Consider the following 13,504-nt stretch of genomic DNA (forward strand, 5'->3'; position numbering starts at 1 on the left):
TGTAACAAGTAAACGACCAATTTGACCGGAAACTTTAGCGAAAGACGCATAATCTGTCATCTATAAAACGGTAAACATTCTTTTTATATTCACGGCATTACTGATAAAAAAGTTGCTCATGCGTAAAATTCGCACTTGCACACGGCAAAAAAACAGAATAAAAATACATTAATTTCGAATAATCATGCAAAGAGGTGTGCCGTGGTGAAGGAACGTAAAACCGAGCTGGTCGAGGGATTCCGCCATTCGGTTCCTTATATCAATACCCACCGGGGAAAAACGTTTGTCATCATGCTCGGCGGCGAAGCCATTGAGCATGAGAATTTCTCCAGTATCGTTAATGATATCGGGTTGTTGCACAGCCTCGGCATCCGTCTGGTCGTCGTCTATGGCGCGCGTCCACAGATCGACGCGAATCTGGCGGCGCATCATCACGAACCGCTGTACCACAAGAATATACGCGTGACTGACGGCAAAACGCTGGAGCTGGTGAAGCAGGCTGCGGGGACATTGCAACTGGACATCACTGCTCGCCTGTCGATGAGCCTCAACAACACGCCGTTGCAGGGCGCTCATATCAACGTCGTCAGTGGCAATTTTATTATTGCACAACCGCTGGGCGTGGATGATGGCGTGGATTACTGCCATAGCGGACGCATCCGGCGGATTGACGAAGAAGCGATTCATCGCCAACTGGATAGCGGTGCCATTGTGCTGATGGGCCCGGTGGCGGTTTCGGTCACTGGCGAGAGCTTTAACCTGACCTCGGAAGAGATTGCCACACAACTTGCCATCAAACTGAAAGCCGAGAAGATGATTGGTTTTTGCTCTTCACAGGGCGTCACCAATGATGATGGCGATATTGTCTCCGAACTTTTCCCTAACGAGGCGCAGGCGCGGGTAGAAGCCCAGGAAGAGAAAGGCGATTACAACTCCGGTACGGTGCGCTTTTTGCGTGGTGCGGTGAAAGCCTGCCGCAGTGGTGTTCGTCGCTGTCATTTAATCAGTTATCAGGAAGATGGCGCGCTGTTGCAAGAGTTGTTCTCACGTGACGGTATCGGTACGCAAATTGTGATGGAAAGCGCGGAGCAGATTCGTCGCGCAACAATCAACGATATTGGCGGCATTCTGGAGTTGATTCGCCCGCTGGAGCAGCAAGGCATTCTGGTACGTCGTTCTCGCGAACAACTGGAGATGGAAATCGACAAATTCACTATTATTCAGCGCGATAACACAACTATTGCCTGCGCCGCGCTTTATCCGTTCCCGGAAGAGAAGATTGGCGAAATGGCCTGTGTGGCAGTACACCCGGATTACCGTAGTTCATCACGGGGCGAGGTTTTACTGGAACGCATTGCCGCTCAGGCGAAGCAGAGCGGGTTAAGCAAATTGTTTGTGCTGACCACGCGCAGTATTCACTGGTTCCAGGAGCGCGGATTTACCCCGGTGGATATTGATTTACTGCCGGAGAGTAAAAAGCAGTTGTACAACTACCAGCGTAAATCCAAAGTGTTGATGGCGGATTTAGGGTAAGCGATGAATATAGCCGGATGCGGCATACGCAATACTTCCAGGTATGATAAGACGCGCATCCGTCGCATCAGGCATTGGCACTCATCGTCGGATGCGGCGTGAACGCCTTATCCGACCTACGCAGCACTCCGTAGGCATGATAAGACGCGCCAGCGTCGCATCAGGCATTCACGTTCACTCCCGCGCACCAAACAACGCTGCCAGCCCGCTACGTCGCTCGGTACGAGTGGCGATTGCCGCACTCAAAATACGCTCATCGGCATACAGAGACAAACGTCGACGCGCGCGGGTTACCGCAGTGTAAACCAGTTCTCGCGTTACTACCGGTGTACGCTGGCTCGGTAAAATCAACGCCGCATGGTCGAACTCCGATCCCTGCGATTTATGTACCGTCATCGCCCATGTGGTTTCGTGCTCTGGCAGGCGGCTCGGTTGTACTGACTTGATATTGCCGTCCGGCATCGCAAACCAGACGCGCGTCCCCTGCCCGCGATCCAGCGCAATACCGATATCGCCATTAAACAACCCAAGCGCGCTGTCATTACGGGCAATCATCACCGGTCGGCCTTCGTACCAACGAGAGTGCAGATGACGATGAATTTTGCGCTTCTGTTGCATAAACTGTTCAATTCGCTCATTCAGTCCAGCGACGCCAAACGGCCCTTCCCGCAGGGCGCACAAAAGCTGGTATTCATTGAACGCCTGAATGATTAAATCCGGCTCGGCACGTGCTTGTAGCAGATCCAGATAACGTCCGTAACCCACAAGAGCTTCTTCAAGCATCGCAATATAGTCTTCGCCGTTCTGCAAAAGCCGTTTTTCGATGTCAGTAAAATCCTGCTGAAAAACCGTTTTCACTGCCGTTTTATCACCACGGTTAATCGCCGCAGCTAACTGACCAATGCCAGAATCGCTGCCGAAACGGTAGCTTTTTTGCAGCAGGCAGAGACTGTCACGCAAAGATGCCGCTTCTGTGCCAGTTCCTGCCGGAACGTGAGTTCCCGTCAGGCGGCTTAGCTGCCCGGCACGCTCGGCGGTAAAGCCCGCGTTGGCATAGGCGCAGATATCGCCCAGCACAGCCCCAGCCTCAACCGAGGCCAGTTGATCACGATCGCCGAGAAAGATCACTCGCGCATGATCGGGCAAGGCGTCGATCAGTCTCGACATCATAGGCAGATCGATCATTGACGCTTCATCTACCACCAGCACATCAAGATGCAGCGGGTTACCGGCATGATGACGTAAACGCTGGCTACCTGGCTGCGCACCCAGCAATCGGTGCAAAGTGCTGGCATCTTCCGGAATGCGTTTCTTTTGTTCATCGGTCAGCGGTAACTGGCGCAAAGCCTTGCCAAGCGATTCGGTTAAGCGCGCAGCAGCTTTCCCCGTTGGTGCAGCCAGACGGATACGGCAGCGTTCGCCGTCTGCCATCTGAATTAACGCAGCCAGCAACTTCGCTACGGTGGTCGTTTTACCGGTGCCAGGGCCGCCGGAAATCACCGAGATCCGCCGTGTCAGCGCCACCGCTGCCGCCACTTTTTGCCAGTTAATTTCATCGCTTACTGGAAAAAGTTTGTCCAGGGTTTGCGCCAGTAGAGCTTCATCCACCTCAATGGCATGATTCACTTCGTTGAAAAATCGCGCCACTGTGCGCTCATTACACCACATGCGATTCAGGTAGAGACGATCGCCACAGAGGATCATTGGCGTTGGTTCATCTCCCCGGCTGACCGCTTGTGAAGCCAGCAAGCACTCTTCCCAATTTTGTAGCTCACCGATTTCACTGACACAGGTCGCCAACAGCGGATGCGACGCCTCGTTATTTTCCAGTCGTGAAAGCGGCAAACAGACGTGTCCCTCTCCGGCATCATGACTTAACAGTGCCGCCGCGAGGGTGACGGCAGGATGTTCATCACCCGCCACAGTCAGGGCAAATTGCACATCCAGCGGGCGTAGCTGTTTGTGCTCCACAGCTTCCAGTAATTGCTTTTGCAATTTCATTACGCCTCCTCCAGGGTCATACCGGCAAACATCTCATCCATCAGGTCAATCAACCCGGCGTTGGGTCGGGTCGCGTAGATCCCTTGTTGCGGATGTTCTTTATCAACGCCACGCAGGAACAGATAAATAACGCCGCCAAAGTGGCGCTCATAGTCGTAATCAGCAATGCGATGACGCAGATAACGGTGCAGCGCCAGGGTATAAAGCTGATATTGCAGATCATAGCGGTGTGCCTGCATTGCCGCTGCCATAGCCTGTTGGGTGTAAGCCGAACTGTCTTCACCCAACCAGTTAGATTTATAGTCGAGCAGGTAATAACGCCCTTCGTGGCGGAACACCAGGTCGATAAAGCCTTTTAACATGCCGCGTACCTGCATGAACTCCAGCGGCGGACAGCCAGCGGATAGCGAGTCAAACTGGCGGATTAGCGCATCAAGCTGGCTGGCAATAAGCGGCTCGCTAATCGGCAGGTAAAACTCCATCTCCACCTGTTTATCGCGGGCGGAAAGCTGACTCAGAGTGACGCCAGTTTCATTGAGCGGTGCCTGAAGAATAGCGGTGATCCACTCAGTCAACACCGGTTCCCACTGCGGTTCAAAGCCGCCAAGTTCCAGTTTTTCCCGCACCCAGTTCGGGGCAACCGGCTGGGTAAAATCGAGGTCTTCAAACAAGCTGTGCAAGAACGTCCCCGGTGAGGCGCCACGCGGGAACTGATGCGGTGTTAACGTCGGTTCTTCAACGACGCTGACCACGCCTGCGGCATCAACATCCAGCCGTGGCATCAGATCCTGAGCGATACCATGACCACGCTGCTGCAAACCGGAGTAGCTGGTGACACGCCAGTTATCGCCGGGCAATCGTTGTAGCGTCCTCGCATTCAGTTCTGCAGTTAAAACATCATTAACCTGCCAGGGCTGGTTATCACCAGTTTGTGCCGTTTGCCAGGCAATATCATCATCGCATAACGCTTCAATACAGGTGCGAAGCCCTGCCGCATCTTGCGGTTCCCCTTTTTGCAGCAAACGCCCGAGCGCACTTTGGTGGACGTCGGTGTCACCTTTTTTATCGCCACGACGGCGCACCAGCGGTGCAACGCCGAGACTGCAATGCCAAACCGAACGCGTCAGCGCCACGTAAAGCAAACGCAGATCTTCCGCCAGACGTTCGGCCTCGGCGAGATCGACACTTTCTGGCGCAGCGTTAAGATCCAGAACAGCCTCAAACGAGTGGCGATCGTGATAAAACGCCTGATCCTGGACGCGGAAATTGGTAATAAATGGCAACCAGACCAGCGGATATTCCAGCCCTTTTGATTTATGGATCGTGACAATCTGCACCAGATGTTTATCACTTTCGAGGCGCATTTGTTGGCTGGAGGCATTACTATCTGGCTCGAGGATATGTTGCGATAACCAGCGTACCAGCGCATGTTCACTTTCCAGCTGCGTTCCGGCTTCTTGTAGCAGTTCGCTGATATGCAAGATATCGGTAAGACGCCGCTCACCGCCTGCCGTTGCCAGCAAGTTTTCTGCAATGTTACGCGCCGACATCAGCGCCCGCAGCATCGGCATAACGCCACGTTTACGCCAGATTTGCCGATAACCATCGAACTCTTCAACTACCGCATCCCACGCATGTTCGTCATTGTTCAGCGTTTCGATATCCAGGGCGTTCAACCCCATCATCGACGTTGCTAACGCACTGCGCAGAGTGTTCTCACGTTCAGGCGTCATTACAGCCTGCAACAGCCAAAGCATCTCCTGCGCTTCCAGTGTTTCAAAAACACTGTCGCGGTTCGAAAGGTAAACGGAAGGGATTTCCAGCAGCGTTAAGGCATCGCGCACCTGGGCGGCCTCCTGGCGGCTGCGTACCAGCACACTGATGTCCGAGGCGCGAACAGGACGCGCGGTGTCGCCATTCATCAGCAATGCTTCGCCCCGCTGCCCGGCCTGTAGCCAGTCGCGGATTTGCGCAGCACATACCTGCGCCATGGTACTTTGATAATCGCCAATACCGCAGCTTTCACCTTCCATCAGCCACATTTTCATCGCCGGCTGCGTTTCACCTTTAAATACAAAACGCAGTGCCTGATTTTTTCCGGCTGATTTCACTGGAATAAACGGAATTTCGCGGAACATGAAAGCGTCATCAGCCTGGCTGAAAAGTTTGTTCACACTGTTCACCATTCCCGGCGCAGAACGCCAGTTGGTATCTAAGGTGTAGTGAGCGTGAACTTCGCTACGCGCCTTCATGTAGGTGAAAATGTCTGCGCCACGGAATGCGTAAATGGCCTGCTTCGGGTCACCAATCAGCAATAACGCCGTTTCCGGCTGATGGTGCCAGATACGGCGGAAAATCCGGTACTGCTGGGGGTCGGTATCCTGAAATTCGTCGATCATTGCCACTGGAAAGCGCGTACGGATCGCCGTTGCCAGCGCCTCTCCGCTTTCGCTACGCAGCGCGGAATCGAGCCGACTTAGCATGTCATCAAAGCCCAGTTCGCCACGGCGGCGTTTTTCGCGCGCTACTGTTTCGCGGATCTCAGCCAATGCGCGGGTGATCACCACATCACGGATCGACAATGGTTCGGCAAGCAGTTGATCGATCGCCTCAAACAGCGGATGTCGCGGGGTTTCCCCCCCGGCTTTCGTGCGATCTTCCAGGAAACGCTGGGAGAATTTTTCCAGCGACTCTGGCAACTGATAACTGTTGGTCTCTTCTTCTGCCCAGGCGCTGATCTTGTCTATCCATTTAGCCTGATTGCTACGGTTAAACTTGCGGCGATCAATACCGGAAGATTCGATCAGCGCATCCAGTTCACCCACTGCGTCGCGCCACTGCTGTTTTACGGCATCGATACGCGCCACAATTTGCGCATGGCGGGAAGCCAGAGTTTCATCATCGGGCGGCGGCGCTTTGATAACCGGCGCTTCCCCTTGCAGATAACGGTTAATATCTCGCAGTAACGCCTGCGGCCCTTTCCAGGTTTCAAAGACGACCTGGGCAATTTCACGCGGTAACGGGTAGCAATGGCGACGCCAGAAATCGGCGCAGGCCTGGTAGCGCAGTAGAGACTCGTCTTCAATCAGCTGCTGCTCAAACAACATGCCGGATTCAAAGGCATTCAGGTTGAGCATTCGCTGGCAAAAACCGTGGATGGTAAAGACTGCTGCTTCATCCATCTGTCGCTCAGCTAACAGCAACCACTGCGCGGCTTGCGCTTTATCGTCGATCTCTTCCAGCAGGCGTGCATACAGCGGATTGTCGGTGGTTTCACGCAGACAGGCGATGCGTAATTCATGAATATTGCTACGGATACGACCGCGCAATTCTGCAGTGGCAGCCTCGGTAAAGGTTACTACCAGCAGTTCTTCAACGGTCAATGGGCGGGGAAAGGCGGAGGAACCGCCTAGTCCAAGTAACAGGCGCAAATAGAGCGCCGCAATCGTAAAGGTTTTGCCTGTGCCGGCAGAGGCTTCAATCAGGCGCTCGCCCTGTAAGGGCAAGCGCAAAGGATCTAGTGTCTCGGCGACATCACTCATTCTTTTCACTCATCAGGGGCATTGTTTGCTGCAACGCGCTGACGTTCTCCCATACTTTCCAGCCTTCAGGATGCACATATTCGGCTTTCCCGTTCTGGCTGCCGGAAATCTGCGACAGGATAGCCATGCCTTGCGGCTCGACCACCGCCTGATGGAAGAAATCGGCCAGTTTTTGCGGCGTCAGCAGTTTTATCTGTGCCACGATTTTATCACGCGAATCGAAGCGCATATTGCCGCGATCGAAATCTTTACTTAACTTCGATGCTTCTTCGCCGAGCGTTTGCGGTGCCTGCAGCATCTGGGTAATCACCGCCTGCTGGATTTGGGCAAACTCTTCTGGCTTCATCGCCCGCAATTTTGCCTCTGCGGTTGGGAAAAAGGCTTTGTATCGCTCCCACAGGTATGAGGGCTGTTTATCATTGCTTTGCAGCAAGAAGCCCATGCCCCACTGACGCCCTACACTCATAGGAAACGCGAACACGGCATAGCCCAACTGTTCTTCGGTACGCAACTGATTGTAGAACCACGGCTGAACAATCTGCGCCAGCAGAGAACTGTAGGCTGAACTGGTGTATTCATCGTAGCCAGTCGGTACGAAAACCGCTGCCAGGGCAGAGTCGGTACTGTTACCGGCTTTTTCAAAGATGACGGACTGTTTTTTCTCAACCACTACATCTTTGTTACGACACCACTCTGAACCATCAGCGCCCAACTGTTTTTGCACATCGCGTGCCAGCGTTGTTGCCTGGGCTTCGGTCATGTTGCCGATAACCATAAACTCTGGTCGTGCCCCCGTTTTTAAGGCGTCGCGGTAAGCCAGCACCTCTTTCAGAGTGATGGAGGGCAAAATTTTACGTCGCTCATCTCGCGAGAAGTACGGCACCTGTGAGAGCATTTGCGCGGGCATAATCGCCTGCTCAAACGCTTTGCCCTTTTCTGCGGAATCCATCATCTGGTTATACCAGGATTTCGCCTGCTCAAGCTGATCTTCCGTAGCGGTATAGCTAAAGTAGCCCTCCAGCAAAGCCTGGAAAAGCTGCGGCAGCCGCTGAGTGTAACCATTAGCATTGACCATAAGGCCGTTGTTAGCGTTGGTGGAAAAACTAATGCCACCAACTGACGCCTGGTTGCTTAACTGATCAAGCGCCAGCCCTGCGAGATAATCATTGAGCGCAAACATTACCTGATTACGGGCGCTGTCCATGGCTTTCGGGTTACGCAAAATCAGGCTGACATCTGCTTTGGGTTCGCTGGCAAAATAACGGCTTGGCGCATACACCACACGCAGATTCGACTCATCAACAATCAGTTCTGGATGGTCGTATTTCTTCTCTGACTTAATCAGCGAGAAATCGTCAGGAATATAGGGGTTAAGCTCCGGCAAGGAGAGCGCAATGTCGGCGGCTTTTTTCTGCCAGTCAGCGAAGGTTTGTGCGCTGATTTTATCGACCTGATACGGCGCATCGACAAAGTAAGCCGTTTTATTGTGCGGCTCTTTCGGGCTGATATACCAGATACGCGCGTTCTGCGGCGTCATCATCGCCAGACGTTCTTTTACTGCTTTAGCATCGTACCGATCGGCAATATTGACTGCATCCAGCGTATGCTCAACAGGAACGCGAATCATGGTATCCGCCAACCATTCGACGTAATCCATATCACGGGTGATTGACGGATAACGGAAGTCGATATCCAGCACATTCGCCAGCTCATCGAAATACTGTTTATCAATCCCTTTTTCGCGTAACAGATTGAGGTAGCTGAAAATGGCCGCCACAACCTGATCGCGATTCGCCAGACCTTTATCGGTTAAGGACGCAGAAATCGCTAATACGCCGCTGTTACCGTTGACGATAGGATCGGAGTTGGCGCTAATGCCCTCAACTAATCCCTGCTTTTGCAGCCAGTCAGAAAGTGTACCTGGGCTGCGATTACCAATCAGATAGGTAATCAACTCATCCGTTTTACTACGGAACTTCTCCGAGTTGTTATCGATGCGAAACTCGACGCGCAGCACTTTACGCGGCAGCGCCGGGACGTAATGAATGATAATGCCCTTTTGCGCGTCGGTGACTACCGGCACGGTGATTTCCGGTTTCTGGCTCTCTTTGTTAGGCACGCGACCGAAGGTGTCCGCCGCCATTTTTGCCAGTTCCGGCAATGGCTTGTTGCTGTAGATAACCGCCTTCATCAGATTGGCAGAGTAATATTTCTCATGGAAATCTTTCAGCGCCTGCTGCACAGGATTACCGGGTTTGTCGCTTAAAGTTTCCAGGTTACCGCCAGAAAACTTTGAACCTGGGTGCGCCGGGTTAATGGTTTCTGCGCTGACCTGCGCCATGCGCATCCCGTCACGCGTGCGCGCCATGGTTAATTCAGCGTTCACTGCATTACGTTCACGTTCGGCATATTTCTTGTCGAGCAAGGGTTCTGCAATAGCATCGGCCAGGCGATCTACCGCACCGGGCAAGGCATCGTTCTCAACTTCCAGATAGAAAGCCGTGCGATATGGTGCCGTGCTGGCATTGTGACTGCCGCCGTGCATTTTAAGATATTCAGCGAGGCTATCTGCTTGAGGGTACTTTTTCGAACCCATCAGACTCATATGTTCAAGGTAATGTGCCAGCCCCTGATACGCTTCAGGATCTTCCAGCGACCCAACGGGCACTACCAGCGCCGAAAGCGATTTAACCGCCTGCGGATCAGAAACCAGCAAGACCACCATACCGTTATCCAGACGTATAGCCTGATACTGGCGGTTATCTTTATCACTTTTACGGATGGTTTCCTGAATCGGCTGCCATCCCGTTTCTGCCTGACTTAAGGGTGCCCAAAGGGCAACAAACAACAGTAATGCTTTGAACCAGGTGCTGCGGGGCATTCACGAACCTCATTATCAACTTTATTTTTCAACCAGATTCAATAGCTTAAAGAAAATTATCCGGCAGAATATAATCTTGTGCTGAACGAGCCAGCCAGTATCTATATAACCATCAGTCCGTGACTGGTGCGCATCATAAAGTAAGCAGATGAATTGCGCAATTTTTATACAGAACTCATGACTGATTAAAACGAAATAGCGGTAACAAGAAACGCTGCGACTGATCAACGATGGCTTCCATTGTCTCTGGCGTTAATTGCCGCCAGAGCCGTTGATACCAGATATCATCACCTTCACCACGCACCATCATGTTGCCCTCGTAAGCCTGAAGGAATTTCGTTCGAGCTTTTTGCAACGTGGAATCGTCATCCAGCATGGCATCGTTTGCCGCGTCATAACAGGTTTTTAGCCATGCGCCGCCACTTTCAGGTAACACCAGCAACGGCGCGGACATTCCTTCACGATACCCCTCAATCAGTTGTGAGAGGTAATGTAAAGCCTGTTCGGCCGCAAGCGGCGGGAAACGCCACTCGCCGTCTTTGCGTAGAAAAAGGCGGCTTTCACCGTTACCACCACTGGCACAGTAGACAAGGTGTTCTAACCAAAGTTGCATTCCCTGTGCCACACTGAGCAAAGAGGGACGCCAGCGCAGCAGGCCATCCGGCTGAACCTGCGGCAACCACCCAGTAATCTGCACACCGTTGCACGCGAGATCGATTTCCATACTCTGCCCCGGCTGGCGACAGGCAATGACTCTGTCGGCAAGCTGCTGCATCTCCTGACACTGCGTTTCCCAGAAAATTTCACCAAAAGCACCGTACGGTAAATCCCCTGCCGCCCGGAAGCGGCGGAACAAGCGTTCTGCATCATCCTGATCCACCAACGCATTTAATAACTGCTGATTGATTTGATAACGGCTAAGCCCTTCGAGAATAAATGGCTCGGTATCGGGAATTTCGCTGTCTTCGGTACGAAAATGCACCTGTAAACGCATCTGGAAAAACGCTCGCACCGGATGCGCCCAGAATCGTTGTAGCGTTTCCAGCGGCACGGTTTCTGGCAAGGTAAACGGTAAAGGCTGGACAAATTCAGAATGCGCCTTGCCTGCCTGGCTGGCTGCCGGTAGCCATTCACGTGCATAGCTTTGTAACTCGCCAGGCTGGTAGTTTTGCGGATCAAACGGCATCCGGGTATGGAGGCACGTAAGATGCTCTTTTACTCTTGCCTCGCTTTCATCACAGTTAAGCTCTTCATCACCCGGCAGATAATGACTTTGTCCGATGTAGTCGATCAGTTCCTGCACCAGCACCGACGGGAAACGTTCACTGTTATCCTGGATAGAACGCCCGATATAGCTGATATAGAGTTTTTGCTGTGCGGAAATTAACGCTTCCAGGAACAGATAGCGGTCGTCATCGCGACGGCTACGGTCGCCACGCTTCGGTTTCTGGCTCATTAAATCAAAGCCCAATGGTGCAAGCTGGCGTGGGTAAACGCCATCGTTCATCCCCAGCAGGCAAACCACTTTGAACGGGATTGAACGCATTGGCATCAGCGTACAAATGTTAACCGGCCCCGCAAGAAAACGCTGGCTGATACGTTCTTGATCCAGGCGTTGTGCCAGTTCATCACGTAACAGTGACAGCGGCACCGCGTCGCCATACTGCGCACCTAAACCTTCGGCGATAATCGCTTGCCACTGCTGCTCAATAAGCGTCATCGCCGCTTCGGTTTCCGCATCCGGCAGGAAGAAGGCGTTGAGCATATCGCGACAAACCGGCAGCCACTCCTCAAGCGGACGCTCCTGCGCCAGGCCGCGACGCCAGATATTCAGTTGCATTAGCAGTGACGCCAGATGCCCTACCAGTTCTGCAATTAAGCCGCTCGATTCGTCATAAGGAAGAACCGATTGCCACTCGCCCTGGGCGCTCTCCATTGCATAGCCCAGCAACATGCGTGTCAGGCCAAATCGCCAGGTGTGTTGCCCGGTGGCGGGGAGTTCCAGCTCGCGAACGTTGTCGTCATCAATCCCCCAGCGAATGCCGGATTCATTAACCCACAGACGTAAATAACGTAGCCCTTCTTCGGTGATATCAAACCGCGCCGCCAGTACCGGCACGTCCAGCAGCGCCAGCACGTCCTCCGACACAAAGCGGCTGTCTGGCAGTGATAACAGGCTGATAAACGCTTCCAGCACCGGATGCGACTGCCGCGCCCGACGGTCGGAAATGGCATAAGGCAGGTAACGATCCGCAGGCGCGCTACCAAATACAGCCTGAATAAACGGACTGTAGCTATCGATGTCGGCCACCATCACGATGATGTCGCGTGGAGTAAGTGTCGGATCTTCTTCCAGCATCGCCAGCAGGCGATCGTGCAAAACTTCCACTTCGCGCTGCGGGCTGTGGCATACGTGGAAGGTGACGCTGTTATCCTGCGGATCAAGCAGACGTTTGTTGTCGCTGCGGGAAAACTCGCTCAGATTCACGCCTGCGACCGCACGGTTTTCCAGTTCCAGAATATCGGACTGGATGTTATGCAACAGGCTGTCTGGCGTAACATCGACAAAAGCATCCAGCTCCTGACTGCTCTGGAGATCGGCAAGCAGATAGATGTAGTCGCGCCCCAGTTTGCCCCACGAGGCCAGTAGCGGGTTACCAACATCCTGTTCGCCGTCGCTGTTAAACAACTGTCCGGAGTTTTCGCTATCGCGGAATAGCGGCAATTCGCGATCTTCAAAACTGTGTCGCCGCTGGCGAGCCAGAAGCTTTGCCAGATAAGCCGGATCTTTAATATCACCCCAGTAATAACGGCAAGGGTTGGTAAACAGAAGATGGATTTCAATATGTTTACCCAGCGCCTGTAGCGCCTGTAGATAAACAGGCGGTAACGCGGAAATACCGCATATAAAGACACGCGAAGGTAACCCCGGCGGGCAGGTCGTCGCGGACTCCAGCGTTTCGATAAAGCGTTGATAGAGATTGGCACGGTGCCAGCGCGGTTGCCCCAGTTCATGGGTATATTCCACCAGCGCCTTCCACAAGGGAGCTTGCCAGGCCTGCGCTTCTCCCAGCCCTTCAACCAGGCGCCCCGCTTCCCACTGTGCCAGCCAGTCCGGGCGATAGACCAGATACTGGTCAAACAGATCCGCCGCTTTTGAGGAAAGCTGAAACAGCTTGCGCTTGTCGCTATCGTCAGTCAGATAATGACGCAACAGGGTAAAATCTTCGCGATCCAGCAGTTGCGGCAGCAGAGTCATCAGTTTCCAGCTCATGCTTTGCTTGTTGAAGGCGCTCTCTTTGGGGATCTCCGGCAATACGCGGACGAACATATCCCAGATAAAGCTCGCCGGCAGCGGGAAATCAATGTTTGCCGCAATGCCGAACTTCTGCGACAGCGTCATTTGCAGCCACTGCGCCATACCGGTACTTTGCACCAGAATCATTTCTGGTTCGAAAGGATCGTCCAGCCGTTCGCGTTCGACGATAAACTCCATCAACGCTTCCAGCACGTCCAGACGATTGGAATGGTAGACCCTTAACATAGC

5 protein-coding genes are annotated in these 13,504 nt (G+C 53.2%); 1 reads left to right on the forward strand and 4 read right to left on the reverse strand.

The annotated features are described in order from the left end of the window. Window positions 1–201 precede the first annotated feature (201 nt). Complete coding sequence (gene argA, locus RGV86_RS07945) at window positions 202–1,533, forward strand: amino-acid N-acetyltransferase (RefSeq protein ID WP_000237965.1); 1,332 nt, start codon at window positions 202–204, stop codon at window positions 1,531–1,533. A 174-nt stretch (window positions 1,534–1,707) separates the two neighbouring features. On the opposite strand, the gene recD is transcribed toward argA, so the two are convergent. The 4 genes from recD to recC all read right to left on the reverse strand — a co-directional run bounded on the left by recD (window position 1,708) and on the right by recC (window position 13,501). Beyond that, complete coding sequence (recD, locus tag RGV86_RS07950; protein ID WP_000775945.1) at window positions 1,708–3,534, reverse strand: exodeoxyribonuclease V subunit alpha; 1,827 nt, start codon at window positions 3,532–3,534, stop codon at window positions 1,708–1,710. Next, window positions 3,534–7,076 carry an exodeoxyribonuclease V subunit beta gene (gene recB / locus RGV86_RS07955; protein ID WP_085461105.1) on the reverse strand — a complete coding sequence of 1,181 codons (3,543 nt, stop codon included), beginning with the start codon at window positions 7,074–7,076 and terminating at the stop codon, window positions 3,534–3,536. The genes recD and recB overlap by 1 nt, the downstream gene beginning before the upstream one ends. After that, complete coding sequence (gene ptrA, locus RGV86_RS07960; protein ID WP_085461106.1) at window positions 7,069–9,957, reverse strand: pitrilysin; 2,889 nt, start codon at window positions 9,955–9,957, stop codon at window positions 7,069–7,071. The genes recB and ptrA overlap by 8 nt, the downstream gene beginning before the upstream one ends. 175 nt (window positions 9,958–10,132) lie before the next feature. Next, window positions 10,133–13,501, reverse strand: coding sequence for an exodeoxyribonuclease V subunit gamma (recC, locus tag RGV86_RS07965; protein WP_309508389.1), 3,369 nt, complete (start codon window positions 13,499–13,501; stop codon window positions 10,133–10,135). Window positions 13,502–13,504: the final 3 nt, after the last annotated feature.

The sequence above is a fragment of the Escherichia ruysiae genome (assembly GCF_031323975.1).
GTDB lineage: Bacteria > Pseudomonadota > Gammaproteobacteria > Enterobacterales > Enterobacteriaceae > Escherichia > Escherichia ruysiae.